The organism is Micromonospora sp. URMC 105 (genome assembly GCF_051386295.1).
Taxonomy (GTDB): Bacteria; Actinomycetota; Actinomycetes; order Mycobacteriales; family Micromonosporaceae; genus Micromonospora.
Genome location: NZ_JBPQTL010000088.1, coordinates 1 through 23,853, shown reverse-complemented (window position 1 = coordinate 23,853; position 23,853 = coordinate 1). Strand labels below are relative to the sequence as shown.

Here is a 23,853-nt window from a genome sequence, read left to right as displayed (position 1 = left end):
GTAGATGATCTTTTCGAGATCCTTGGGGGCGAGGTCCAGCAGGTAGCCCAGCCGGCCCCCCACCCCACCCACTAGCTAGCAGTACAGACGACGACATAGGGGACATAGTGCTCGACGTCAACTTCTTCGACGAGCTGCGCATCGGCCTCGCCACCGCCGACGACATCCGTCAGTGGTCGCACGGTGAGGTCAAGAAGCCTGAGACGATCAACTACCGCACCCTGAAGCCGGAAAAGGACGGGCTCTTCTGCGAGAAGATCTTCGGTCCGCAGCGGGACTGGGAGTGCTACTGCGGTAAGTACAAGCGGGTCCGCTTCAAGGGCATCATCTGCGAGCGCTGCGGCGTCGAGGTGACCCGTTCCAAGGTCCGTCGTGAGCGGATGGGGCACATCGAGCTCGCCGCTCCGGTGACCCACATCTGGTACTTCAAGGGCGTGCCGAGCCGGCTGGGCTACCTGCTGGACCTCGCCCCCAAGGATCTCGAAAAGATCATCTACTTCGCCTCGTACGTCGTGACGAGCGTGGACGCCGAGTCGCGTCACCGTGACCTCTCGACCATCGAGAACGAGATCCTCGCCGAGAAGCGGCAGTCCGAGAACAGCCGCGACTCGGAGATCGAGAAGCGGGCCGCCAAGCTCGAGGCCGACCTGGCCGAGCTGGAGGCCGAGGGTGCCAAGGCGGACGTCCGGCGCAAGGTCAAGGAGGGCGGAGAGCGCGAGATGCGCCAGATCCGCGACCGGGCCCAGCGCGAGATCGACCGCCTCGACGAGGTGCTGGACACCTTCCGCAAGCTGGAGCCGAAGCAGCTGGTGACCGACGAGCTGCTCTACCGCGAGCTGCGCGACCGGTTCGGCGAGTACTTCACCGGCGGCATGGGCGCCGAGGCCATCAAGGCGCTGGTCCAGAACATGGACCTCGACGCCGAGGCCGAGAGCCTGCGGGAGACGATCCGTTCCGGCAAGGGCCAGCGGAAGATCCGGGCGCTCAAGCGGCTCAAGGTCGTCGCGGCGTTCCTGAACACCCGCAACTCGCCGCTCGGCATGGTGCTGGACTGCGTCCCGGTCATCCCGCCGGACCTGCGCCCGATGGTGCAGCTCGACGGTGGCCGCTTCGCGACCTCCGACCTGAACGACCTGTACCGCCGCGTGATCAACCGGAACAACCGCCTCAAGCGGCTGATCGACCTCGGCGCGCCCGAGATCATCGTCAACAACGAGAAGCGGATGCTCCAGGAGGCCGTCGACGCGCTGTTCGACAACGGCCGTCGCGGCCGGCCGGTCACCGGTCCGGGTAACCGTCCGCTGAAGTCGCTCTCCGACATGCTCAAGGGCAAGCAGGGCCGGTTCCGCCAGAACCTGCTCGGCAAGCGCGTCGACTACTCCGGCCGTTCGGTCATCGTGGTCGGCCCGAAGCTGAAGCTGCACCAGTGCGGCCTGCCCAAGCAGATGGCGCTGGAGTTGTTCAAGCCCTTCGTGATGAAGCGGCTGGTCGACCTCAACCACGCGCAGAACATCAAGTCCGCCAAGCGGATGGTCGAGCGGCAGCGCCCGGTCGTGTGGGACGTGCTGGAAGAGGTCATCGGTGAGCACCCGGTGCTGCTGAACCGCGCGCCCACCCTGCACCGTCTGGGCATCCAGGCCTTCGAGCCGCAGCTGGTCGAGGGCAAGGCGATCCAGATCCACCCGCTCGTCTGCACCGCGTTCAACGCGGACTTCGACGGTGACCAGATGGCGGTGCACGTGCCGCTCTCCGCCGAGGCCCAGGCCGAGGCGCGGATCCTGATGCTGTCGTCGAACAACATCCTCAAGCCGGCCGACGGCAAGCCGGTCACCATGCCCACCCAGGACATGGTCATCGGTCTCTACCACCTCACCCACCTGACCCCGGGTGGCAAGGGCGAGGGCCGGGCGTTCAGCTCGGACGCCGAGGCGCGGATGGCGTTCGACGCCGGCGAGCTGCACCTGCAGACCCCGGTCAAGATCCGCCTGCGCGGCGTGATCGGTGTCGACAACGGCGCCGGCGCCGAGCCGTGGACCGCCCCGGAGGGCTGGGTCGAGGGCGAGCCGCTGACCGTGGAGACCACGCTCGGCCGGGTCCTGTTCAACGAGACGCTGCCGCAGGGCTACCGCTTCGTGAACTACGAGATCCGCAAGGGCCAGCTCTCCGCGATCGTCAACGACCTCGCCGAGCGCTTCCCGAAGGTGGCCCTCGCGGCCACCCTCGACGGTCTCAAGGAGGCCGGTTTCCACTGGGCCACCTGGTCCGGCGTCACCATCGGCATGGAGGACGTCATCGCTCCGCCGCGCAAGCGGGAGATCCTGGAGAAGTACGAGAAGGAAGCCGACCGGATCGACAAGCAGTACCAGCGTGGTCTGATGACCGCCGAGGAGCGCCGCGGCGAGCTCATCGAGATCTGGACCAAGGCGACCAACGAGGTCGCCAAGGAGATGGACACCGCGCTGCCGCAGGAGAACCCGCTGTGGAAGATGATCAACTCGGGTGCCCGCGGTAACCTGCTCCAGCTCCGGCAGATCGCGGCGATCCGTGGTTTGGTGGCCAACCCCAAGGGTGAGATCATCCCGCGGCCGATCAAGGCCAGCTACCGGGAGGGTCTGTCCGTGCTGGAGTACTTCATCTCCACGCACGGTGCCCGTAAGGGTCTCGCCGACACCGCGCTGCGGACCGCCGACTCGGGTTACCTGACCCGTCGTCTGGTGGACGTCTCGCAGGACGTCATCATCCGCGAGGAGGACTGCGGCACCGACCGCGCGATCCCGATGCAGATCGGCGAGCGGCTGGAGGGCAAGCTGGTCGTGCACGAGCACGCCGAGACCAGCGTGCACGCCCGTACCCTGGCCGACGACATCAAGGGGCCGGACGGCACCGTGGTGGCCCACCGGGGTCAGGACATCAACTCGATCCTGGTCGACAAGATCGTCGCCGCCGGGACCGAGACCGTCCGGGTGCGCAGCGTGCTCACCTGCGAGTCGAAGCTGGGCGTCTGCGGTGCGTGCTACGGCCGCTCGCTGCCGACCGGCAAGACCGTGGACGTCGGCGAGGCGGTCGGCATCATCGCCGCCCAGTCGATCGGTGAGCCGGGTACGCAGCTGACGATGCGTACCTTCCACACCGGTGGTGTCGCGGGTGAGGACATCACCCAGGGTCTGCCGCGTGTCCAGGAGATCTTCGAGGCCCGGATCCCGAAGGGCAAGGCGCCCATCGCCGACACCCCGGGCCGGATCCGGATCGAGGACGGCGAGCGGTCGCGGAAGATCATCGTGGTGCCGGACGACGGCAGCGACGAGATCGTCTACGACAAGATCTCCAAGCGGGTCCGGCTGCGGACCCACGACGGGGACCACGTCGAGGTCGGCGAGAAGCTCACCGAGGGCACCATCGACCCGCACGAGCTGCTGCGCATCCTCGGCCCGCGCGCGGTCCAGGTCCACCTGACCCAGGAGGTCCAGGAGGTCTACCGCTCGCAGGGTGTGCTCATCCACGACAAGCACATCGAGATCATCATCCGCCAGATGCTCAAGCGGGTGACGGTCATCGACTCCGGCTCGACCGAGTTCCTGCCGGGTGTGCTGGTCGACCGGGCGCTGTTCGAGTCGGAGAACCGCCGGCTCGTCTCGGAGGGCGGCGAGCCCGCCGCCGGTCGCCCGGTGCTGATGGGTATCACCAAGGCCTCGCTGGCCACGGACTCCTGGCTCTCGGCGGCCTCCTTCCAGGAGACCACCCGGGTGCTGACCGACGCGGCGATCAACTCGCGCAGCGACTCGCTGGTCGGCCTCAAGGAGAACGTGATCATCGGTAAGCTGATCCCGGCCGGTACCGGCATCAGCAAGTACCGCAACGTCCGGGTCGAGCCGACCGAGGAGGCGAAGGCCAAGGTCTACTCGATGACCGGCTACCCGGAGACCGACTACGGCTTCGGACCGGCCAGCGGCCAGGCCGTGCCGCTGGACGACTTCGACTTCGGGTCGTACCGCTAAGCAGTGAACGACGAGGCCCCCGGCGTGCGCGCCGGGGGCCTCGCCGCGTTCCGGGGTGCTCCCGCAGGTGCCCGGTCCGGGCAGGCGCCGGCGGGCATGATGGGGGTATGACGACCGCTCCCGGGCCGCTGCCCGTGGCGCACCAGCCGCCACGCCACCCGCTCGACCCCGACCCGGCTCCCGCCACGAAGGCCCGCGCCGTCTTCGCGCTGGGCCTGATCGGGGCGCTGACCGGGCTCTTCGTCGGCGGGGTGGTGCCCGCGACGGTGGCGCTCCAACTGGCCCGGCAGGCCCGGCGGGAGGCGTACGCCTCGGGCGGGTACCTGACCGGCGCGGCCTGGCTGCGGCAGGGGGAGCGGCTGGCCTGGACGGGCCTGGTGCTGGTCGCGGTCGCCGTGGTGACGCTGGTGGTGATCGGCGTGGTCCGGCTGGCCAACGCCCCGTTCGGGCAGGACTTCGCCCCGAACGTGGACTGAGCGCCGGCCGTGCTCGTGCGCCCTGCACGGCGGTGCGCGCCGACGGTAGCCTGGCCGGTGTCCGTCGCGCGGCGAGGGATCTGGCTTGTCGACAGGAGGACCACGTGACGGAACCGGCGCCGCCGTCGGGAGCCGACCCGGGCCGGCAGCCCGCCGGACCCCCGGAGACGGGCGCGCCCGGGACCGCTGCGACCCCGCCCGGCGGGACCACCGCCGAAGCGCCGGTGTCGCCCTGGTCGGCGCCGGGGTCCGCCGGCGGTGACCGGCCGGACCACGGCATCGGCACCGCGCCGGAGGCCGCCCCGACCGGGTACGCGTCACCGTCCGGCCCGCCGCCGGCACCGCTCTCGCCGGCGCAGCCGGGCCAGGTCTCGCCCGCGCAGCCGGGCCAGTTCTCGCCCGCGCAGCCGGGCCAGGTCTCGCCCGCGCAGCCGGGCCAGTTCTCCGGGGTGCATCCCGGGCAGCTCTCGCCGGTGCACCCCGGTCAGGTCTCCGGGCCGTATCCCGGGCAGGTCTCGCCCGGGCAGCCGGGTCAGTTCCCCGGGGCGTATCCGGGGCAGCTCTCGCCGGTGCAGCCGGGTCAGTTTCCCGGGGCGTATCCGGGGCAGCTCTCGCCGGTGCAGCCGGGTCAGGTCTCCGGGGCGTACCCAGGGCAGTCGTCGCCGGGGCCGGCCGGGGCGTACCCCGGTGGGCCGGGCGGCGGGTGGGGCCCCGGTCCGGGGTCGCTGCCCCCGCCGCCGCGGGAAGCGCCCAGACCGCCCAAGCGGGTCGATCCGGTGCCGGGTACCCCGTTCGGGGTGGTCCACCTCGACGTGCCGGCGGTGACCTCCGGGCCGGCGGTGGGTGCGCTGGTGGCCGGGGTGGTCTCGATCCTGGTGTCGGTGCTGGTGGCCTGCTTCGGCGTCGGCGCGGCCCGGTACGGCGGCGCCTGGGCGGCCGGTGCGTTCACCGTGCCGGGCACCCTGGCCGGCGTGGCCGCGATCGTCGCCGGCCTGCTGGCCCGGCGGCAGATCGGGCGGGCGGCGCCACCGCCGGCGGTCCGGTTCACCGGGCGTGGGCTGGCCACGGCGGGTATCAGCTGCGGGGCGGTGGGTGTGCTGCTCTGCCTGTCCGGGCTGGGGCTGGCGCTGCTGCTGCAGTTCGCGTGACGGCGATCGCGGCGGGGGCGACGGGCCGCTTCCGCGACCAGCCGGTACACTTGGATCCGTAGGTGCCCATCACGGGTGAGCAGGCACCACGGTGTGGCAGACCGGCGGGGTTTGAGATCCGCCGGACCATTCCGTTTTGACCTGCGAGGCTGTGCTAGGTACTCTTTCCCCTTGTGCCCGGGCCTGCCCGGGCAACTCGTGCGTGCGCGTGATCCGGTCCCTCCGGTGACGAGCGGCCGCACGACACAGTCCAAGACCCGGCGCGTGGTCCACCGCGTGCCGGCGAACAGAAATCCGGTGCGCGCGTGAGCGACGGCACCGGGACCGTGAGCTGGGCGACACGCCCGACCGCGGGTGCCGGGACCTCCACCAGGTGGCCCTGGCCGGAATGTAGGAGAGCCTTCCACCAGGACGGCTAACGAGCAGACGGCGCGGCCGCGGAAGCGGCCGAAGGGAGCGGAGAAACCCGGTGCCCACGATCCAGCAGCTGGTCCGAAAGGGCCGCCAGGCCAAGACGACCAAGACCAAGACCCCGGCGCTGAAGGGCAGTCCTCAGCGGCGCGGTGTGTGCACCCGCGTGTACACCACCACCCCCAAGAAGCCGAACTCGGCGCTCCGCAAGGTCGCGCGTGTCAAGCTCAGCAGCCAGATCGAGGTGACCGCCTACATCCCGGGCGTCGGTCACAACCTGCAGGAGCACTCCATCGTGCTCGTCCGCGGCGGCCGGGTGAAGGACCTCCCCGGCGTGCGTTACAAGATCGTCCGCGGTTCGCTGGACACCCAGGGTGTCCGTAACCGCAAGCAGGCGCGCAGCCGTTACGGCGCGAAGAAGGAGAAGAGCTGACATGCCGCGTAAGGGACCCGCTCCGCGGAAGCCGCTGGTCGCTGACCCGGTGTACAACTCGCCGTTGGTCACTCAGCTGGTGAACAAGATCCTGATGCGTGGCAAGCGTCAGCTCGCCGAGCGCATCGTGTACGCCGCCCTGGAGGGCTGCCGCGAGAAGAGCGGCACCGACCCGGTCGTCACGCTCAAGCGCGCGATGGACAACGTCAAGCCGACCCTCGAGGTCCGCAGCCGCCGCGTCGGTGGCGCGACCTACCAGGTGCCGGTCGAGGTCCGCCCGGCCCGCGCGACCACCCTCGGTCTGCGCTGGCTGGTGACGTACTCCAAGGCCCGTCGTGAGAAGACCATGGTCGAGCGGCTGATGAACGAGCTGCTGGACGCGAGCAACGGTCTGGGTGCCGCCGTCAAGCGGCGCGAGGACACGCACAAGATGGCCGAGTCGAACAAGGCCTTCGCGCACTACCGCTGGTAACACCCTGGTTCCGGCGCCGGACCGGCGCCGGAACCGCCACCAGTTGTGTCGAGACGACGATAAGTAGGGATTGAAGTGGCCGCCGCAGACGCGCTCGCCAACGTACGCAACATCGGCATCATGGCGCACATCGATGCCGGTAAGACCACGACCACCGAGCGGATCCTGTTCTACACCGGTATCACGTACAAGATCGGTGAGGTCCACGAGGGCGCTGCCGTCATGGACTGGATGGAGCAGGAGCAGGAGCGTGGTATCACCATCACCTCCGCTGCCACCAAGTGTGAGTGGAAGGGCCACACGATCCAGATCATCGACACGCCCGGTCACGTCGACTTCACGGTCGAGGTCGAGCGGTCGCTGCGGGTGCTGGACGGTGCGGTCGCGGTCTACGACGGTGTCGCCGGCGTGGAGCCGCAGACGGAGAACGTCTGGCGTCAGGCCGACAAGTACCACGTCCCCCGGATGTGCTTCGTCAACAAGCTCGACCGGACCGGTGCCGACTTCTTCCGCTGCGTGCAGATGATGATCGACCGGCTCAACGCCACCCCGCTGGTGCTCCAGATCCCGATCGGCCTCGAGGGCGACCACATCGGTGTCGTCGACCTGATCGGCATGCGCGCCCTCACCTGGCGCGGGGAGACCCAGAAGGGTGAGGACTACGCCATCGAGGAGATCCCGGCCGAGCTGGCCGACTCCGCGGCGGAGTGGCGCGAGAAGCTGATGGAGACCCTGGCCGACGTCGACGACGCGGTGATGGAGAAGTACCTGGAGGGCGACGAGATCTCCGTCGAGGAGATCAAGGCCGCCATCCGTCGGGCCACCATCGCCAGCAAGGCCAACCCGGTGCTCTGCGGCTCGGCGTTCAAGAACAAGGGCGTGCAGCCCATGCTCGACGCCGTCGTCGACTTCCTGCCGTCGCCGCTGGACGTTCCGGCGATCGAGGGTACGGCCACCGACGGCGAGACCCCGATGCAGCGGAAGCCGTCCAAGTCGGAGCCCTTCTCCGGCCTGGCCTTCAAGATCCAGACCGACAAGCACCTCGGCAAGCTCACCTACGTCCGGGTCTACTCCGGCGTGGTCGAGACCGGTACCCAGGTGGTCAACTCCACCAAGGACCGCAAGGAGCGGATCGGCAAGATCTACCAGATGCACGCCAACAAGCGGGAAGAGCGCAGCTCGGCCCAGGCTGGCGACATCATCGCGGTGCAGGGTCTCAAGCAGACCACCACCGGTGACACGCTGTGCGACCCGGCGAACCCGGTCATCCTGGAGTCGATGACCTTCCCGGAGCCGGTCATCGAGGTCGCCATCGAGCCGAAGACCAAGGCCGACCAGGAGAAGCTCAGCACCGCCATCCAGCGGCTGGCCGAGGAGGACCCGACCTTCCGCGTCAAGCTGGACGAGGAGACCGGTCAGACGGTCATCTCCGGCATGGGCGAGCTGCACCTGGACATCCTGGTCGACCGGATGCGCCGCGAGTTCAACGTCGAGGCGAACATCGGTAAGCCGCAGGTGGCGTACCGCGAGACGATCCGCCGCAAGGTGGAGAAGATCGAGTACACCCACAAGAAGCAGACCGGTGGTTCCGGCCAGTACGCCCGCGTCATCGTGAGCGTCGAGCCGCTGCCGCTGGACAACGAGTCGCCGACCTACGAGTTCGCGAACGCCGTCACCGGTGGCCGCATCCCCCGGGAGTTCATCCCCTCGGTGGACGCGGGTGCCCAGGACGCGATGCAGTACGGCATCCTCGCCGGCTTCCCGCTGGTGGGTGTCAAGCTGACGCTGCTGGACGGCCAGTACCACGAGGTCGACTCGTCGGAAATGGCATTCAAGATCGCCGGTTCGATGGTGATGAAGGAGGCGGCCCGCAAGGCCGACCCCGCGCTCCTCGAGCCGATGATGGCCGTTGAAGTCACCACTCCGGAGGAGAACATGGGTGACGTCATCGGCGACCTCAACTCCCGGCGCGGCATCATCCAGGCGATGGAGGAGCGCAGCGGCGCCCGTATCGTCCGGGCCCTGGTGCCGCTGTCGGAGATGTTCGGCTACGTCGGCGACCTGCGGTCGAAGACCCAGGGCCGGGCTAGCTACAGCATGCAGTTCGACTCCTACGCCGAGGTTCCGCAGAGCGTGGCGAAGGAGATCATCGCCAAGGCGACTGGTGAGTGACGCTCACCTGAGTTGATCCGATGGTTCGAGGCTGGTCGCGGGAGGGCACTCCCCGCCCGCGGCCACCTCGATCGGGTTGTGTGAGACCGGGCCTGTAGGCTTCATCGCCGCAGAACCCACCAAAGCTCTCCGGCCGCCAGGCCGGAAAGGCTGTCGACAGAGTCCTAAGCGCCAATCGGCGCGCCGGGGCGAACGAACCAAGAAGTCCACAGGAGGACACCAGTGGCGAAGGCGAAGTTCGAGCGGACTAAGCCGCACGTCAACATCGGCACCATTGGTCACATCGACCACGGTAAGACGACGCTGACGGCGGCCATCACCAAGGTCCTGCACGACCAGTTCCCGGACCTGAACCCGTACACGCCGTTCGACGAGATCGACAAGGCGCCGGAGGAGAAGGCCCGCGGCATCACGATCTCCATCGCGCACGTCGAGTACCAGACCGAGGCGCGTCACTACGCGCACGTCGACTGCCCCGGTCACGCCGACTACATCAAGAACATGATCACCGGTGCCGCGCAGATGGACGGCGCGATCCTGGTGGTGGCGGCGACCGACGGCCCGATGCCGCAGACCCGCGAGCACGTGCTGCTGGCCCGTCAGGTCGGTGTGCCGTACATCGTCGTGGCGCTCAACAAGAGCGACATGGTCGACGACGAGGAGCTCCTGGAGCTCGTCGAGCTCGAGGTCCGTGAGCTGCTCTCCTCGCAGGAGTACCCGGGTGACGACCTGCCGGTCGTCCGGGTCTCGGCGCTGAAGGCCCTCGAGGGCGACCCGGAGTGGACCGGGCGCCTCATGGACCTGATGAACGCCGTGGACACCGCGATCCCGCAGCCGGAGCGCGAGACCGAGAAGCCGTTCCTCATGCCGATCGAGGACGTCTTCACGATCACCGGTCGTGGCACCGTCGTCACCGGTCGCGCCGAGCGCGGCATCCTCAAGCCGAACGAGGAGGTGGAGATCGTCGGCATCCGCGAGAAGTCGATGAAGACCACCTGCACCGGCATCGAGATGTTCCGCAAGCTGCTCGACGAGGCCCGCGCGGGTGAGAACGTCGGTCTGCTGCTGCGCGGCATCAAGCGCGAGGACGTCGAGCGCGGCATGGTCGTCATCAAGCCGGGCACCACGACCCCGCACACGGAGTTCGAGGCGACGGTCTACATCCTCTCCAAGGAGGAGGGCGGCCGGCACACCCCGTTCTTCCAGAACTACCGTCCGCAGTTCTACTTCCGGACCACGGACGTCACCGGCGTCGTCACGCTGCCCGAGGGCACCGAGATGGTCATGCCGGGCGACAACACCACCATGACCGTGAAGCTGATCCAGCCGATCGCCATGGAGGAGAACCTCAAGTTCGCGATCCGCGAGGGTGGTCGTACGGTCGGCGCTGGTCGCGTCACCAGCATCATCAAGTGAACTGGGTAACCCCGATTAGCGTCGCCGCCGGCAGTGCGGCATACTAGTCAGGTTGCGTAACGACGGTTAGTCACCTGCGTCCGGTGAAAGCTGGACCTCCGGGAGACCAACAGTCGCGCGTTGGGTGGTTGATCGCCCCAGGCGGTCAACCACCCTCGCACGGCGTCCAGATCGCTGTGATGCGATCGGCGCCTTGACCCACCGCGTGGTCTGAGAATCGCTCCGGAGTCCCGGGGCGGAGCCTGGCCCGAGGGCGCGACACGCCCGACCGCGGGGGTCGGCGAAGTGGGCCTGTACCAGCCGGTACAGGCGCCCGCAACACAGCGGCATCGAGAGAAGGAACAGAAGCCACCATGGCGGGACAGAAGATCCGCATCCGGCTCAAGGCCTATGACCACGAGGTCGTCGACTCCTCGGCGCGGAAGATCGTCGAGACGGTGACGCGCACCGGGGCGCAGGTCGCGGGCCCGGTGCCGCTGCCCACGGAGATCAACCGTTTCTGCGTTATCCGCTCGCCGCACAAGTACAAGGACTCGCGCGAGCACTTCGAGATGCGCACGCACAAGCGGCTGATCGACATCATCGACCCGACCCCGAAGACGGTCGACTCGCTCATGCGCCTCGACCTGCCGGCTGGCGTCGACATCGAGATCAAGCTGTAGGGACCGGACAAATGGACAGGCAAGTCAAGGGGATCCTGGGCGCAAAGCTCGGCATGACCCAGGTCTGGGACAACAACCGAGTTGTCCCGGTGACCGTGGTTCAGGCCGGCCCGTGCGTCGTCAGCCAGGTTCGTAGCGCCGAGAAGGACGGTTACTCCGCGGTCCAGCTCGCCTACGGCACGATCGACCCGCGCAAGGTCAAGAAGCCGATCAGCGGGCACTACGCGAAGGCGGACGTGGCGCCGCGCCGGCACATCGTCGAGCTGCGCACCTCGGACGCGGCCGAGTACACCCTCGGTCAGGAGATCACGGTCGCGGAGTTCGCCCCCGGCGCCTCCATCGACGTGACCGGCAAGACCAAGGGCAAGGGCTTCGCGGGTGTCATGAAGCGGCACGGCTTCCACGGTCTGCGCGCCAGCCACGGTGTCGAGCGCAAGCACCGCTCGCCGGGCTCCATCGGCGGCGCGTCGACCCCCGGCCGCGTCTTCAAGGGCGTCCGGATGGCCGGCCGGATGGGTGGCGAGCGCTACACCGTCCAGAACCTGACCGTCCAGGCGGTCGACACCGAGAACAACCTCCTGCTCGTTCGTGGCGCCATCCCTGGCCCCAAGGGCGCGCTGGTCCTGGTCCGTACCGCGGCCAAGACCAAGGTGAAGAAGGGCGGTGCGGCCAAGTGACCACCGTTGACGTCCGCAACGTCGAGGGCGCCAAGAGCGGCTCCGTCGAGCTGCCGGCCGACATCTTCGACGTCCAGGCCAACATCGCGCTGATGCACCAGGTCGTGGTGGCTCAGCTCGCGGCGGCCCGGCAGGGCACGCACAAGGCCAAGACCCGCGGCGAGGTCGCCGGTGGCGGCAAGAAGCCGTACAAGCAGAAGGGCACCGGTCGTGCCCGGCAGGGCTCGATCCGCGCGCCGCAGTTCGCCGGCGGTGGCGTGGTGCACGGCCCGGTCCCGCGCGACTACAGCCAGCGCACCCCCAAGAAGATGAAGGCCGCCGCCCTGCGTGGCGCCCTCTCCGACCGGGCGCGCGCCGGCCAGGTGCACGTCGTCGAGGCCTTCGTCTCGGGCGAGAAGCCGTCGACCAAGGCCGCTCTGGCCACGCTGGCGAAGCTGACCGAGGCCCGTCGGGTCCTGGTCGTGCTGAGCAGCACCGACGAGCTGAACTGGGTGTCGCTGCGCAACGAGCCGCGGGTGCACCTGATCGAGGCCGGCCAGCTCAACACGTACGACGTGCTGGTGGCCGACGACGTGGTCTTCACCAAGGAGGCCCTGGACGAGTTCCTGGGCGTTCCCGCCGAGACCACCGAGGAGGGTGGCAAGTGAGCACGATCGCCGATCCGCGCGACATCATCGTCGCGCCGGTCGTCTCGGAGAAGAGCTACAGCGAGCTGAACCGCAACTGGTACACCTTCCTGGTGCACCCGGACGCCAACAAGACCGAGATCAAGATCGCTATCCAGCAGATCTTCAACGTCCGCGTCCTGACGGTCAACACGCTCAACCGCGAGGGCAAGCGCAAGCGCACCAAGACCGGCTTCGGTCAGCGCAAGTCGACCAAGCGGGCGATCGTGAAGCTGGCTGACGGTGACCGTATCGAGGCCTTCGGCGGCCCGGTCAGCTGAGGGGTGTAGACAATGGCTATCCGTAAGTACAAGCCGACGACGCCGGGCCGGCGTGGCTCCAGCGTCGCCGACTTCGCCGAGATCACCCGGTCGACGCCCGAGAAGTCGCTGCTGGCTCCGCTGCCGAAGAAGGGCGGACGCAACGCCCACGGCCGGATCACCACCCGGCACCACGGTGGCGGCCACAAGCGGCAGTACCGCCTGATCGACTTCAAGCGGGTCGACAAGGACGGCGTGCCGGCGAAGGTCGCGCACATCGAGTACGACCCGAACCGCACCGCGCGCATCGCGCTGCTGCACTACGCCGACGGCGAGAAGCGGTACATCATCGCGCCGAAGGACATGAAGCAGGGCGACCGCGTCGAGTCCGGTCCGGGCGCCGACATCAAGCCGGGCAACAACCTGCCGCTGCGCAACATCCCGGTCGGTACGACGATCCACAACGTGGAGCTTCGTCCGGGCGGCGGCGCCAAGCTGGCCCGCTCGGCCGGCGTCGGCATCCAGCTGCTCGGCCGTGAGGGCGCGTACGCGACCCTCCGCATGCCGTCCGGTGAGATCCGGCGGGTGGACGTGCGCTGCCGCGCCAGCATCGGCGAGATCGGCAACGCCGACCAGTCGAACATCAACTGGGGCAAGGCCGGCCGGATGCGGTGGAAGGGCAAGCGCCCGACCGTCCGTGGTGTCGCGATGAACCCGGTCGACCACCCGCACGGTGGTGGTGAGGGTAAGACCTCCGGCGGTCGCCACCCGGTCAACCCGCAGGGTAAGCCCGAGGGCCGCACCCGTCGTAAGGGCCAGCCGAGTGACCGGCTGATCGTCCGCCGTCGCTACGCCACGCGTAAGCGCGGCTGAGGGAGATAAGACATGCCTCGCAGCCTGAAGAAGGGCCCGTTCGTCGACGACCACCTGCTCAAGAAGGTGGAGACGCAGAACGACAAGGGCTCGAAGAACGTCATCAAGACCTGGTCGCGGCGCTCGACGATCATCCCGGAGATGCTGGGTCACACGATCGCCGTGCACGACGGACGCAAGCACGTCCCGGTGTTCGTGACCGAGGCGATGGTCGGGCACAAGCTCGGCGAGTTCGCGCTGACCCGCACGTTCAAGGGTCACGAGAAGGACGACCGGAAGAGCCGTCGGCGCTGACGCCGCGGGCATACGGATAGAGGAACAAGGGGTTACAGCGATGCCAGGAAAGGGCGACGCTCCGGTGCTTCCGGGCGCGCGGGCGGTTGCGCGGCACGTGCGCATCTCGCCGATGAAGGCGCGCCGGGTGGTCAACCTCGTCCGCGGCCTGCCCGCGAAGGAGGCGCTCACGGTGCTGCAGTTCGCGCCGCAGGCTGCGAGCGAGCAGGTGTACAAGGTGCTCGCGAGCGCGATCGCCAACGCGGAGAACAACGAGCGGCTGGACCCCGACGCGCTGCTCGTCAGCGAGGCGTTCGTCGACGAGGGCCCGACCATGAAGCGGTTCCGGCCGCGGGCGCAGGGCCGGGCGTACCGGATCCGCAAGCGCACCTGCCACATCACCGTGGCGGTCGAGGCGGTCGCGCCGGCTGCGCCGAAGAAGGCCGCCGCGAAGAAGGCCGCCCCGGCGAAGCAGGCCGAGGCCGCTGAGACGGAGAGCAAGACGGAGGGCGCCGAGTAATGGGTCAGAAGGTTCACCCCACTGGGTTCCGGCTCGGCATCTCGACCGACTGGAAGTCCCGCTGGTTCGCGGACAAGCTCTACAAGGACTACATCGGCGAGGATGTCAAGATCCGCCGGATGATGTCCAAGGGCCTCGAGCGTGCCGGCATTTCCAAGGTCGACATCGAGCGCACCCGCGACCGGGTCCGCGTGGACATCCACACCGCCCGGCCGGGCATCGTCATCGGCCGTAAGGGTGCGGAGGCCGACCGGATCCGCGGCGAGCTGGAGAAGCTCACCGGCAAGCAGGTCCAGCTGAACATCATCGAGGTGAAGAACCCCGAGTCGGATGCGCAGCTGGTCGCCCAGGGCGTTGCCGAGCAGCTCTCCAGCCGGGTCAGCTTCCGTCGGGCGATGCGCAAGGCGATGCAGTCGGCGATGAAGAACCCCGTCTGCAAGGGCATCCGGGTTCAGGTCTCGGGCCGCCTCGGCGGCGCCGAGATGAGCCGGACGGAGTTCTACCGCGAGGGTCGGGTTCCGCTGCACACGCTGCGGGCCAACATCGAGTACGGCTTCTTCGAGGCCCGTACCACCTTCGGCCGGATCGGCGTGAAGGTCTGGATCTACAAGGGCGACGCCGTCCCGGGCCGGGAGGCTCCGGCCGAGGCCGGTCCGTCCCGCCCGCGCCGTGACCGTGGCGACCGCCCCGAGCGGCCGCGCCGTGGCCGGTCGGGTTCGTCCGGCACGACCGCCGGTGGTACCGAGGCCGGCCGGGCTGCTGCGACCACCATCGCTCAGCAGGCCGAGACGCCGAGTGGCGAGCCGATCGACAGCGCTGCTGTCGCCTCGGCCGCGGCTGCTCCGGCAGAAACGCAGCAGGAGGGCTGACAGATGCTGATGCCGCGCAAGCCCCCGAAGGGCTTCCGCAAGCCGCACCACCCGGACCGCAGTGGCGCGTCCAAGGGTGGTAACCGGGTGGTGTTCGGCGAGTTCGGGATCCAGGCTCTCGAGCCGGCGTACGTGACCAACCGCCAGATCGAGTCGGCGCGTATCGCGATGACCCGTCACATCAAGCGTGGCGGCAAGGTCTGGATCACGATCTTCCCGGACCAGGCCCTCACCAAGAAGCCGGCGGAAACCCGCATGGGTTCCGGTAAGGGTTCGCCCGAGTGGTGGGTCGCCAACGTCAAGCCGGGGCGGGTTCTCTTCGAGATGTCCTTCCCCAACGAGCAGATCGCGCGAGAGGCGATGCGTCGCGCGATCCACAAGCTCCCGATGAAGTGCCGCATTGTTACGCGCGAAGTGGGTGAATCCTGATGGCAGCGGGCGTCAAGCCTTCCGAGCTGCGTGAGCTCTCCGAGGAGGAGCTGGTCACGAAGCTGCGTGAGGCCAAGGCGGAGCTGTTCAACCTCCGCGTGCAGGCCGCAACCGGGCAGCTGGACAACAACCGGCGGCTGCAGGTCATCCGTCGGGAGATCGCCCGGATCTACACGATCATGCGTGAGCGCGAGCTGGGTCTCTCGGCCGCGCCGACTGAGGTGACTGCATCATGAGCGAGAACACCACCGCCGCCGCGCGGGCCCGCCGTAAGGTGCGTGAGGGCCTCGTGGTCAGCGACAAGATGGAAAAGACCGTCGTGGTCGAGGTCGAGGACCGGGTCAAGCACGCGCTGTACGGCAAGATCATGCGCCGGACCAGCAAGCTGAAGGTGCACGACGAGCAGAACTCGGCCGGCATCGGCGACCGGGTCCTGATCATGGAGACCCGGCCGCTCTCCGCCACCAAGCGGTGGCGGCTCGTGGAGATCCTCGAGAAGGCCAAGTAGCGAAGGCTCGAGCTCGGCCGGTATCGGTCGGGCGCAGGTTCCGCCAGGCTCCGGCCGCCTCCGGGCGGCCGGAGAACCGGCAGACATAGGAGATAGACGTGATTCAGCAGGAGTCGCGACTGCGCGTCGCCGACAACACGGGTGCCCGGGAGATCCTGTGCATCCGGGTTCTCGGTGGCTCCGGTCGGCGCTACGCGAGCATCGGCGACGTCATCGTGGCCACCGTCAAGGACGCGATCCCGGGTGCCGGTGTGAAGAAGGGCGACGTCGTCAAGGCTGTCGTCGTCCGCACCGCCAAGGAGAAGCGGCGGCCGGACGGCTCGTACATCCGCTTCGACGAGAACGCCGCCGTCATCATCAAGGACGGCGGGGACCCGCGCGGTACCCGTATCTTCGGCCCGGTGGGTCGGGAGCTGCGGGACAAGCGGTTCATGAAGATCATCTCTCTCGCGCCGGAGGTGTTGTGACCGTGAAGGTCAAGAAGGGCGACACGGTCGTCGTCATCGCCGGCAAGGACAAGGGTGCCAAGGGCAAGGTCATCGCGGCCTACCCGCGGCAGGACAAGGTCCTGGTCGAGGGCGTGAACCGGGTCAAGAAGCACACCCGCATCAGCACCACCCAGCGTGGCGCCAAGACCGGTGGCATCGTCACCCAGGAGGCCCCGATCCACGTCTCCAACGTGCAGGTCCTGGACTCCGACGGGAACCCGACCCGCATCGGGTACCGGATCGACGACAACGGCCAGAAGGTCCGCATCGCGCGTAGCACCGGTAAGGACCTGTGATGACCACGGCTACCGAAACCAAGACCATGCCGCGCCTCAAGGAGCGGTACCGTAACGAGATCGTGGCGCAGCTGCAGGAGCAGCACAGCTACGCGAACCCCATGCAGGTTCCGCGGCTGGTCAAGATCGTCGTCAACATGGGTGTCGGCGAGGCTGCTCGCGACGCCAAGCTGATCGACGGCGCGGTCCGCGACCTCGCCACGATCACCGGCCAGAAGCCGCAGGTGCGGCGGGCGACCAAGTCCATCGCGCAGTTCAAGCTGCGTGAGGGCATGCCGATCGGCGCGAAGGTGACCCTGCGCGGCGACCGGATGTGGGAGTTCCTGGACCGGCTGCTGTCGATCGCGCTGCCGCGTATCCGTGACTTCCGCGGTCTCGACGGTCGCAAGCTCGACGGGCACGGCAACTACACGTTCGGTCTGACCGAGCAGTCGGTGTTCCACGAGATCGACCAGGACAAGATCGATCGCCAGCGGGGCATGGACATCACGGTGGTCACGACCGCCACGACCGACGACGAGGGCCGGGCGCTGCTCAAGCTCCTGGGCTTCCCGTTCAAGGAGAACTGAGATGGCCAAGAAGGCGCTGATCATCAAGGCGGCCGCGAAGCCGAAGTTCTCGGTTCGCGCGTACACCCGCTGCCAGCGGTGTGGTCGTCCGAAGGCGGTCTACCGCAAGTTCGGTCTCTGCCGGGTGTGCATCCGGGAGATGGCCCACCGCGGTGAGCTGCCCGGCGTGTCCAAGGCTTCCTGGTAATAGCTATTGCTCTTCGCCGTAGGCCCGGGGCGGAACGCCCCGGGAACCCCGGCGAGAAAGGCTGACGAATTCCATGACGATGACCGACCCGATCGCAGACATGCTCACGCGTCTGCGTAACGCCAACCAGGCGTACCACGACCGGGTGACGATGCCCTACTCGAAGATCAAGGCGAACATCGCCGAGGTCCTCAAGGCCGAGGGTTACATCGCCACCTGGTCGGTCGAGGAGCCCGAGGAGGGTGCCGTCGGCAAGCGACTGGTCGTCGAGCTGAAGTACGGCCAGAACCGCGAGCGGAGCCTGGCCGGCATCAAGCGCGTGTCCAAGCCCGGTCTCCGGGTGTACGCCAAGTCGGACGGGCTCCCGCGGGTGCTCGGCGGGCTGGGCGTGGCGATCATTTCGACGTCCCAGGGGCTGCTCACCGACCGGCAGGCCCGCAAGCGGAGCGTTGGCGGGGAAGTCCTCGCCTTCGTCTGGTAACGGGAGACAGGTAGAAATGTCGCGTATTGGACGTAAGTCGATCCCGGTACCGGCCGGCGTCGACATCACGATCGAGGGCCAGACCGTCAAGGTCAAGGGTCCCAAGGGCGAGCTGTCGCACACGCTCGCCGAGCCGATCACGGTGGAGCGTGGCGAGGACGGCCAGGTGCACGTCAACCGGCCGAACGACGAGCGCAAGGCCAAGGAACTGCACGGCCTCAGCCGTACCCTGGTCGCCAACATGATCGTCGGTGTGACCGAGGGCTACCGCAAGAGCCTGGAGATCGCCGGTACCGGTTACCGCGTCACCGCCAAGGGCAAGGACCTGGAGTTCGCTCTCGGGTTCTCGCACCCGGTGCTGGTGCCGGCTCCGGACGGCATCACCTTCACGGTGGAGAAGCCGACGCTGTTCCACGTGGCCGGCATCGACAAGCAGCAGGTCGGTGAGGTCGCCGCCAACATCCGGAAGATCCGCCCGCCGGAGCCCTACAAGGGCAAGGGCGTGAAGTACCAGGGCGAGGTCATCCGCCGCAAGGCTGGAAAGGCAGGTAAGAAGTGAGCGCCACGCTGCTCAAGCGCCGCCGCGGCGTCGCCGCCAAGCGTGCCGTCGGGCGTGCGCGCCGGCACTTCCGGGTCCGCAAGAACGTCAGCGGAACCGCCGAGCGTCCCCGCCTCGTGGTCACCCGTTCCCTGCGGCACATCGTCGCCCAGATCGTGGACGACACCAAGGGTCACACCCTGGCGTCGGCCTCGACCCTGGACGCGTCGCTGCGCGGTACGGAGGGCGACAAGAGCGCCCTGGCCGGCAAGGTCGGCGCCCTGCTCGCCGAGCGGGCCAAGGCCGCCGGCGTCTCCAAGGTCGTCTTCGACCGCGGTGGCAACCGGTACGCGGGGCGGGTCGCCGCGCTTGCCGATGCCGCCCGCGAAGCCGGGCTCGAGTTCTAGAAACCCCGTCACGAGAGATAAGGAAGGCTGCTGATGCCAGGTCAACAGCGCCGTGGCGGCGGGTCCGGTGGCAACGAGGGTGGTCGCCGCGACAACCGCCGTGAGGGCGGCCGCGGAAACGCGCCCGTCGAGAAGACCCCGCACCTCGAGCGGGTCGTCGCGATCAACCGCGTCGCCAAGGTCGTGAAGGGTGGTCGTCGCTTCAGCTTCACCGCCCTGGTGATCGTGGGCGACGGCGACGGCACCGTCGGCGTGGGCTACGGAAAGGCCAAGGAGGTGCCCGCGGCCATCGCCAAGGGTGTCGAGGAGGCCAAGAAGCACTTCTTCAAGGTGCCGCGGATCGGCCAGTCGATCCCGCACCCGGTGCAGGGCGAGGCTGCTGCCGGTGTGGTGCTGCTCAAGCCGGCTTCCGCCGGTACGGGTGTCATCGCCGGTGGGCCGGTGCGTGCCGTGCTGGAGTGCGCGGGCATCCACGACGTGCTCTCCAAGAGCCTCGGCTCGTCCAACCCGATCAACATCGTGCACGCCACGGTGGCGGCGCTGAAGGGGCTCGAGTCCCCGGAGGCCGTCGCGACCCGTCGTGGTCTGCCGGTCGAGGACGTCGCGCCGGCCGCCATGCTGGCGTCGCGGGCGGGGGTGGCGTCCTGATGGCACGCCTGAAGGTCACCCAGGTCCGGTCCGGCATCGGGACCAAGCAGAACCAGCGTGACTCGCTGCGTTCGCTCGGTCTGAAGCGGATCAACGACGTGGTGGTCAAGGAGGACCGGCCCGAGATTCGGGGCATGATCTTCGCGGTCAACCACCTCGTGAAGGTCGAGGAGGTCGAGTAATGACGATCAAGGTTCACCACCTGCGCCCGGCCCCGGGTGCCAAGACCGCGAAGACCCGTGTGGGTCGCGGTGAGGCGTCCAAGGGCAAGACCGCCGGTCGCGGTACCAAGGGTTCCAAGGCCCGCAAGAACATCTCGGCGGCGTTCGAGGGTGGGCAGATGCCCATCCACATGCGCCTGCCGAAGATGAAGGGCTTCAAGAACAAGTTCAAGGTCGTCTTCCAGGTGGTCAACCTGGACCGGCTCGCCGAGCTGTTCCCGAACGGCGGCCAGGTCGGCCCGCAGGAGCTGGTCGAGGCCGGTGCGGTCCGCAAGGGCCACCCGGTCAAGGTCCTCGGCACCGGCGACCTCGGCGGTGTGGCTCTCCAGGTCTCGGCGCACGCGTTCAGCGCGTCGGCCAAGGAGAAGATCGCCGCCGCCGGTGGCTCCGTCACCGAGCTGTAAGGCACGACCCATGGCGCCCGCTCAGTTGTCCGCAACTGGGCGGGCGCCCTGGTCTACCTGGCATGTGTGCGCCGGGTAACATCGGATTCGGTTTATGTAGCCGGGCACGTCTGCCCGGACCGGGAGCGGACTGTTAGAGTCCCATCCCAGCTATGGATATCGGGCACTCGCCCGGCACCCACCCCGCCCCGCCAGGGATCACCGGCGGCCCGCCTCGCGCAGGAGGAAGAAGTTGCTGTCCGCCTTTCTCAGTGCGTTCCGTACGCCTGACCTGCGCAAGAAGCTGCTGTTCACAGTAGGCATCATCGCGGTCTACCGGCTCGGCGCCACTCTGCCCAGCCCCGGCGTCTCGTACGGCAACGTGCAGAAGTGCCTCGACACCATCCAGGACGGCGGCAGCACCGGGGTGCTGAACCTGCTGGACCTCTTCTCCGGGGGCGCACTGCTGCAGCTCTCGGTCTTCGCGCTGGGCATCATGCCCTACATCACCGCGTCGATCATCCTGCAGCTGCTGACCGTGGTCATCCCGCGGCTGGAGCAGCTCCGCAAGGAGGGCCAGGCCGGCCAGGCGAAGATCACGCAGTACACCCGCTACCTGACCCTCGGCCTGGGCATCCTCCAGTCGTCGGCCTTCGTGGCGCTGGCCCGCTCCGGGCAGCTCTTCCAGAACCGCTGCGACCAGTTCCCGATCATCCCCGAGGGGACCGGCATCCCGGACTGGCTGACGCTGAGCATCCTGGTCATGACGATGACCGCCGGTACCGGCATGGTGATGTGGCTCGGTGAGCTGATCACCGACCGCGGCGTCGGCAACGGCATGTCCGTCCTCATCTTCACCTCGATCGCCGCCCGGCTGCCCAGCGAGGGTTGGAAGATCAAGACCAACGAGGGCTGGGCCAAGTTCGCCCTCGTCCTGGTCCTGGTCCTGCTCGTCATCACCGCGGTCTGCTTCATCGAGCAGGCGCAGCGCCGGATCCCGGTGCAGTACGCCAAGCGGATGATCGGCCGACGGATGTACGGCGGCACCTCGACCTACATCCCGCTGAAGGTCAACCAGGCGGGTGTCATCCCGGTCATCTTCGGTTCCTCGCTGCTCTACCTGCCGCAGCTGGCGCTGCAGTTCTTCGACCAGAACAACCCGGGCAAGACCCAGGCGTGGATCCAGAACAACCTGGTCGACCCGAGCAGCCCGATCTACATCGCGATCTACTTCCTGTTGATCATCTTCTTCACGTACTTCTACGTGTCGATCACGTTCAACCCGACCGAGGTCGCCGACAACATGAAGAAGTACGGCGGCTTCGTGCCGGGCATCCGCCCCGGCAAGCCGACCGCCGAGTACCTGGACTTCATCCTCAGCCGGATCACCCTGCCGGGCGCGCTCTACCTGGCTGTCGTCGCGATCCTGCCGAACTTCTTCTTCATCTGGCTGAACAGCCAGCAGTTCCAGAACTTCCCGTTCGGCGGCACCGCTGTGCTCATCATGGTCGGCGTCGGTCTCGAGACCGTGAAGCAGATCGAGAGCCAACTCATGCAGCGGAACTACGAAGGGTTCCTGCGGTAGATGCGACTCGTTCTGGTTGGCCCGCCGGGCGCGGGCAAGGGCACACAGGCGGAGTTCATCGCCGCGCACCTCTCGGTGCCGAAGATCTCGACCGGTGACATCTTCCGGGCGAACGTCTCGCAGGGCACGCCGCTGGGTGTCGAGGCCAAGCGCTACATGGACGCCGGCAAGCTGGTCCCGGACGAGGTGACCATCAACATGGTCCGGGACCGGCTCGCCGAGCCGGACGCCGCCGACGGCTTCCTGCTCGACGGCTTCCCGCGTACGACGCCGCAGGCCGCCGCGCTGGACAAGCTCCTCGCGGACCTCGGCACCGCGCTGGACCTGGTGCTGGAGCTGGTCGTCGACGACGACGAGGTGATCCGGCGGCTCTCCGGCCGGCGCACCTGCCGGGGTTGCGGCAAGATCTGGCACGTCGAGTTCGACGCCACGACGCGCGAGGGCATCTGTGACCGCTGCGGCGCCGAGCTGTTCCAGCGGGACGACGACAAGCCCGAGACGATCGCGGCCCGTCTGCGGGAGTACGCCGAGAAGACCGCACCGCTGGTCGACTACTACGGTGCCCAGGGCAAGCTGGTCGGCATCGACGCCACCGGGCCGGTGGAGGACGTCACGGTCCGGGCCATCGACGCGCTGCGGTCGTACGGGGGCTGAGGTCCTGCCGGTATCCGGCGGATAGAGTGCGGACAGCGGGGTACGCGAGACGTGCCCCGCTGTTCGCTGTCCGGCAACGAAAGGTAACCGCTCCATGCGCCGTCCCCAGCTGGACATCCAGCTGAAGACCCCCGACCAGATCGAGAAGATGCGGGCCGCCGGCCTGGTGGTCGCCGAGGCCCTGCGCCGGATGCGGGAGGCCGTCGCCCCCGGGGTCAGCACCGCGGACCTGGACGCGATCGCCGAGTCGACGATCCGCGAGGCCGGGGCCGTCCCCTCGTTCAAGGGCTACCACGGCTTCCCCGCCTCGATTTGCTCGTCGGTCAACGAGCAGGTGGTGCACGCCATCCCGTCGGCGCAGCAGGTGCTCCGCGACGGTGACCTGATCTCCATCGACTGCGGTGCGGTGCTGGACGGCTGGCACGGCGACGCCGCCATCACCGTGGGTGTGGGCGAGGTCGACCCGGCGCTGCTGAAGATGGCCGAGGTGGCCGAGGACGCGATGTGGGCCGGCATCGCCGCCGCCGCGCGGGGCGCCGCCAGCGGCAAGGGCCGGCTGACCGACATCTCGCACGCCGTGGAGACCGCGGTCCGCAAGGGCGGCCGGTACGGCATCGTCGACGGGTACGGCGGGCACGGCATCGGCACGGAGATGCACCAGGACCCGCACGTGCTCAACCACGGGCGGCCGGGCAAGGGCCCGCGTCTGGTGCCGGGCCTCGCGCTCGCGATCGAGCCGATGATCACCATGGGTTCGCCGCGCACCGCCGAACTGGCCGACGGCTGGACCGTCGTCACCCGGGACCGGTCGATGGCGGTGCACGTGGAGCACTCCATGGCGCTGCTGCCCGACGGGGTCTGGGTGCTGACCGCCTTCGACGGCGGGCGGGCCCGCCTGGGTGACCTGGTCACCGCCCGGCAACCGGCCGAGTCCGCCGCGTCCTGATCCGGGCGCGGTGACGCCTCCGTCGACCCGGACGAAGGGTGCGGCGCGGCGGGGTGAGGGCCTGTGCGGCGGCGTTCTGATCCGGCGGCGATGCCGCTCCCGTCGACCTGGACTAAGGGTGCGGCGCGGCGGGGTGAGGGCCTGTGCGGCGGCGTTCTGATCCGGCGGCGATGCCGCTCCCGTCGACCTGG

Annotated in this window: 31 protein-coding genes; all 31 read left to right on the top strand. The window is 68.5% G+C overall.

Annotated features, from left to right (window positions below; translation table 11 throughout):
• Nucleotides 1-107: 107 nt before the first annotated feature.
• Nucleotides 108-3,995, top strand: coding sequence for a DNA-directed RNA polymerase subunit beta' (locus tag ACSNN7_RS23045; protein WP_436683022.1), 3,888 nt, complete (start codon nt 108-110; stop codon nt 3,993-3,995).
• 107 nt (nt 3,996-4,102) lie between these two features.
• Nucleotides 4,103-4,471 (top strand): hypothetical protein, encoded by a 369-nt coding sequence (locus ACSNN7_RS23040; RefSeq protein ID WP_436683021.1) that lies wholly within the window; start codon nt 4,103-4,105, stop codon nt 4,469-4,471.
• A 776-nt stretch (nt 4,472-5,247) separates the two neighbouring features.
• Complete coding sequence (locus tag ACSNN7_RS23035) at nt 5,248-5,619, top strand: hypothetical protein (RefSeq protein ID WP_436683023.1); 372 nt, start codon at nt 5,248-5,250, stop codon at nt 5,617-5,619.
• A gap of 469 nt (nt 5,620-6,088) precedes the next feature.
• Nucleotides 6,089-6,463, top strand: a complete 375-nt coding sequence (gene rpsL, locus ACSNN7_RS23030) for a 30S ribosomal protein S12 (protein ID WP_007465318.1) — start codon at nt 6,089-6,091, stop codon at nt 6,461-6,463.
• 1 nt (nt 6,464) lies between these two features.
• Complete coding sequence (rpsG, locus tag ACSNN7_RS23025) at nt 6,465-6,935, top strand: 30S ribosomal protein S7 (RefSeq protein ID WP_088647009.1); 471 nt, start codon at nt 6,465-6,467, stop codon at nt 6,933-6,935.
• Between the two features lie 75 nt (nt 6,936-7,010).
• The gene (gene fusA, locus ACSNN7_RS23020; protein ID WP_436683020.1) at nt 7,011-9,107 is read left to right on the top strand and encodes an elongation factor G; all 2,097 of its coding nucleotides are present in this window, start codon (nt 7,011-7,013) and stop codon (nt 9,105-9,107) included.
• Nucleotides 9,108-9,329: 222 nt separating this feature from the next.
• Complete coding sequence (gene tuf, locus ACSNN7_RS23015) at nt 9,330-10,523, top strand: elongation factor Tu (protein WP_334449469.1); 1,194 nt, start codon at nt 9,330-9,332, stop codon at nt 10,521-10,523.
• 353 nt (nt 10,524-10,876) lie between these two features.
• A complete protein-coding gene (gene rpsJ, locus ACSNN7_RS23010; RefSeq protein ID WP_007073037.1) occupies nt 10,877-11,185 on the top strand; it encodes a 30S ribosomal protein S10 in 309 nt (102 codons plus the stop codon).
• A gap of 11 nt (nt 11,186-11,196) precedes the next feature.
• On the top strand, nt 11,197-11,862 hold the full coding sequence (rplC, locus tag ACSNN7_RS23005) for a 50S ribosomal protein L3 (protein ID WP_436683019.1): 666 nt from the start codon (nt 11,197-11,199) through the stop codon (nt 11,860-11,862).
• Nucleotides 11,859-12,509 (top strand): 50S ribosomal protein L4, encoded by a 651-nt coding sequence (gene rplD / locus ACSNN7_RS23000; RefSeq protein WP_436683018.1) that lies wholly within the window; start codon nt 11,859-11,861, stop codon nt 12,507-12,509. The genes rplC and rplD overlap by 4 nt, the downstream gene beginning before the upstream one ends.
• Nucleotides 12,506-12,808 carry a 50S ribosomal protein L23 gene (rplW, locus tag ACSNN7_RS22995; protein ID WP_091317975.1) on the top strand — a complete coding sequence of 101 codons (303 nt, stop codon included), beginning with the start codon at nt 12,506-12,508 and terminating at the stop codon, nt 12,806-12,808. Before rplD ends, rplW begins: the two co-directional genes overlap by 4 nt.
• 12 nt (nt 12,809-12,820) lie before the next feature.
• The gene (rplB, locus tag ACSNN7_RS22990) at nt 12,821-13,660 is read left to right on the top strand and encodes a 50S ribosomal protein L2 (protein WP_030329891.1); all 840 of its coding nucleotides are present in this window, start codon (nt 12,821-12,823) and stop codon (nt 13,658-13,660) included.
• 12 nt (nt 13,661-13,672) lie between these two features.
• Nucleotides 13,673-13,954, top strand: coding sequence for a 30S ribosomal protein S19 (gene rpsS / locus ACSNN7_RS22985; RefSeq protein ID WP_007073032.1), 282 nt, complete (start codon nt 13,673-13,675; stop codon nt 13,952-13,954).
• Nucleotides 13,955-13,994: 40 nt separating this feature from the next.
• Complete coding sequence (gene rplV, locus ACSNN7_RS22980; protein ID WP_088960255.1) at nt 13,995-14,453, top strand: 50S ribosomal protein L22; 459 nt, start codon at nt 13,995-13,997, stop codon at nt 14,451-14,453.
• Complete coding sequence (gene rpsC, locus ACSNN7_RS22975) at nt 14,453-15,322, top strand: 30S ribosomal protein S3 (RefSeq protein WP_088960256.1); 870 nt, start codon at nt 14,453-14,455, stop codon at nt 15,320-15,322. The genes rplV and rpsC overlap by 1 nt, the downstream gene beginning before the upstream one ends.
• Nucleotides 15,323-15,325: 3 nt before the next feature.
• Complete coding sequence (gene rplP / locus ACSNN7_RS22970) at nt 15,326-15,751, top strand: 50S ribosomal protein L16 (RefSeq protein ID WP_007465292.1); 426 nt, start codon at nt 15,326-15,328, stop codon at nt 15,749-15,751.
• On the top strand, nt 15,751-15,987 hold the full coding sequence (rpmC, locus tag ACSNN7_RS22965) for a 50S ribosomal protein L29 (RefSeq protein WP_013288628.1): 237 nt from the start codon (nt 15,751-15,753) through the stop codon (nt 15,985-15,987). Before rplP ends, rpmC begins: the two co-directional genes overlap by 1 nt.
• Entirely contained in the window at nt 15,984-16,259 is a 276-nt protein-coding gene (rpsQ, locus tag ACSNN7_RS22960; RefSeq protein ID WP_091262798.1) for a 30S ribosomal protein S17, read from the top strand. Before rpmC ends, rpsQ begins: the two co-directional genes overlap by 4 nt.
• A 98-nt stretch (nt 16,260-16,357) precedes the next feature.
• Nucleotides 16,358-16,726, top strand: a complete 369-nt coding sequence (gene rplN / locus ACSNN7_RS22955; protein ID WP_007073026.1) for a 50S ribosomal protein L14 — start codon at nt 16,358-16,360, stop codon at nt 16,724-16,726.
• The gene (rplX, locus tag ACSNN7_RS22950) at nt 16,723-17,043 is read left to right on the top strand and encodes a 50S ribosomal protein L24 (RefSeq protein WP_334449455.1); all 321 of its coding nucleotides are present in this window, start codon (nt 16,723-16,725) and stop codon (nt 17,041-17,043) included. Before rplN ends, rplX begins: the two co-directional genes overlap by 4 nt.
• Nucleotides 17,043-17,612: a 50S ribosomal protein L5 gene (gene rplE / locus ACSNN7_RS22945; RefSeq protein WP_154941822.1), complete on the top strand. Its 570-nt coding sequence runs from the start codon at nt 17,043-17,045 to the stop codon at nt 17,610-17,612. Before rplX ends, rplE begins: the two co-directional genes overlap by 1 nt.
• Before the next feature lies 1 nt (nt 17,613).
• On the top strand, nt 17,614-17,799 hold the full coding sequence (locus tag ACSNN7_RS22940; protein ID WP_007465272.1) for a type Z 30S ribosomal protein S14: 186 nt from the start codon (nt 17,614-17,616) through the stop codon (nt 17,797-17,799).
• Nucleotides 17,800-17,872: 73 nt separating this feature from the next.
• A complete protein-coding gene (gene rpsH / locus ACSNN7_RS22935; protein ID WP_013288624.1) occupies nt 17,873-18,280 on the top strand; it encodes a 30S ribosomal protein S8 in 408 nt (135 codons plus the stop codon).
• A gap of 16 nt (nt 18,281-18,296) precedes the next feature.
• On the top strand, nt 18,297-18,839 hold the full coding sequence (rplF, locus tag ACSNN7_RS22930) for a 50S ribosomal protein L6 (RefSeq protein ID WP_334449450.1): 543 nt from the start codon (nt 18,297-18,299) through the stop codon (nt 18,837-18,839).
• On the top strand, nt 18,836-19,225 hold the full coding sequence (rplR, locus tag ACSNN7_RS22925; RefSeq protein WP_088998360.1) for a 50S ribosomal protein L18: 390 nt from the start codon (nt 18,836-18,838) through the stop codon (nt 19,223-19,225). The genes rplF and rplR overlap by 4 nt, the downstream gene beginning before the upstream one ends.
• Before the next feature lie 33 nt (nt 19,226-19,258).
• Nucleotides 19,259-19,873, top strand: coding sequence for a 30S ribosomal protein S5 (gene rpsE, locus ACSNN7_RS22920; RefSeq protein ID WP_154941824.1), 615 nt, complete (start codon nt 19,259-19,261; stop codon nt 19,871-19,873).
• Nucleotides 19,873-20,055: a 50S ribosomal protein L30 gene (gene rpmD, locus ACSNN7_RS22915; RefSeq protein WP_179801875.1), complete on the top strand. Its 183-nt coding sequence runs from the start codon at nt 19,873-19,875 to the stop codon at nt 20,053-20,055. The genes rpsE and rpmD overlap by 1 nt, the downstream gene beginning before the upstream one ends.
• Complete coding sequence (gene rplO / locus ACSNN7_RS22910) at nt 20,055-20,498, top strand: 50S ribosomal protein L15 (protein ID WP_436683017.1); 444 nt, start codon at nt 20,055-20,057, stop codon at nt 20,496-20,498. Before rpmD ends, rplO begins: the two co-directional genes overlap by 1 nt.
• A gap of 232 nt (nt 20,499-20,730) precedes the next feature.
• Nucleotides 20,731-22,062, top strand: coding sequence for a preprotein translocase subunit SecY (secY, locus tag ACSNN7_RS22905; RefSeq protein ID WP_436683016.1), 1,332 nt, complete (start codon nt 20,731-20,733; stop codon nt 22,060-22,062).
• Nucleotides 22,063-22,716: an adenylate kinase gene (locus ACSNN7_RS22900; RefSeq protein ID WP_436683015.1), complete on the top strand. Its 654-nt coding sequence runs from the start codon at nt 22,063-22,065 to the stop codon at nt 22,714-22,716.
• A 94-nt stretch (nt 22,717-22,810) separates the two neighbouring features.
• Complete coding sequence (gene map / locus ACSNN7_RS22895) at nt 22,811-23,662, top strand: type I methionyl aminopeptidase (protein ID WP_436683014.1); 852 nt, start codon at nt 22,811-22,813, stop codon at nt 23,660-23,662.
• The last annotated feature ends 191 nt before the right edge of the window (nt 23,663-23,853 follow it).

Excerpts from the sequence above, each read along its gene's own strand:
- ACSNN7_RS22900 (WP_436683015.1), top strand. The coding sequence starts at position 22,063 with ATGCGACTCGTTCTGGTTGGCCCGCCGGGCGCGGGCAAGGGCACACAG.
- rpsH (WP_013288624.1), top strand. The coding sequence starts at position 17,873 with ATGACGATGACCGACCCGATCGCAGACATGCTCACGCGTCTGCGTAAC.
- rpmD (WP_179801875.1), top strand. The coding sequence starts at position 19,873 with ATGGCACGCCTGAAGGTCACCCAGGTCCGGTCCGGCATCGGGACCAAG.
- rplB (WP_030329891.1), top strand. The coding sequence starts at position 12,821 with ATGGCTATCCGTAAGTACAAGCCGACGACGCCGGGCCGGCGTGGCTCC.
- rplC (WP_436683019.1), top strand. The coding sequence starts at position 11,197 with ATGGACAGGCAAGTCAAGGGGATCCTGGGCGCAAAGCTCGGCATGACC.
- rpsQ (WP_091262798.1), top strand. The coding sequence starts at position 15,984 with ATGAGCGAGAACACCACCGCCGCCGCGCGGGCCCGCCGTAAGGTGCGT.
- rpsG (WP_088647009.1), top strand. The coding sequence starts at position 6,465 with ATGCCGCGTAAGGGACCCGCTCCGCGGAAGCCGCTGGTCGCTGACCCG.
- ACSNN7_RS23040 (WP_436683021.1), top strand. The coding sequence starts at position 4,103 with ATGACGACCGCTCCCGGGCCGCTGCCCGTGGCGCACCAGCCGCCACGC.
- rpsC (WP_088960256.1), top strand. The coding sequence starts at position 14,453 with ATGGGTCAGAAGGTTCACCCCACTGGGTTCCGGCTCGGCATCTCGACC.
- rplF (WP_334449450.1), top strand. The coding sequence starts at position 18,297 with ATGTCGCGTATTGGACGTAAGTCGATCCCGGTACCGGCCGGCGTCGAC.
- rpsS (WP_007073032.1), top strand. The coding sequence starts at position 13,673 with ATGCCTCGCAGCCTGAAGAAGGGCCCGTTCGTCGACGACCACCTGCTC.
- rpsE (WP_154941824.1), top strand. The coding sequence starts at position 19,259 with ATGCCAGGTCAACAGCGCCGTGGCGGCGGGTCCGGTGGCAACGAGGGT.
- rpmC (WP_013288628.1), top strand. The coding sequence starts at position 15,751 with ATGGCAGCGGGCGTCAAGCCTTCCGAGCTGCGTGAGCTCTCCGAGGAG.
- rplE (WP_154941822.1), top strand. The coding sequence starts at position 17,043 with ATGACCACGGCTACCGAAACCAAGACCATGCCGCGCCTCAAGGAGCGG.
- rplP (WP_007465292.1), top strand. The coding sequence starts at position 15,326 with ATGCTGATGCCGCGCAAGCCCCCGAAGGGCTTCCGCAAGCCGCACCAC.
- rplV (WP_088960255.1), top strand. The coding sequence starts at position 13,995 with ATGCCAGGAAAGGGCGACGCTCCGGTGCTTCCGGGCGCGCGGGCGGTT.
- rpsJ (WP_007073037.1), top strand. The coding sequence starts at position 10,877 with ATGGCGGGACAGAAGATCCGCATCCGGCTCAAGGCCTATGACCACGAG.
- rplO (WP_436683017.1), top strand. The coding sequence starts at position 20,055 with ATGACGATCAAGGTTCACCACCTGCGCCCGGCCCCGGGTGCCAAGACC.
- map (WP_436683014.1), top strand. The coding sequence starts at position 22,811 with ATGCGCCGTCCCCAGCTGGACATCCAGCTGAAGACCCCCGACCAGATC.
- ACSNN7_RS22940 (WP_007465272.1), top strand. The coding sequence starts at position 17,614 with ATGGCCAAGAAGGCGCTGATCATCAAGGCGGCCGCGAAGCCGAAGTTC.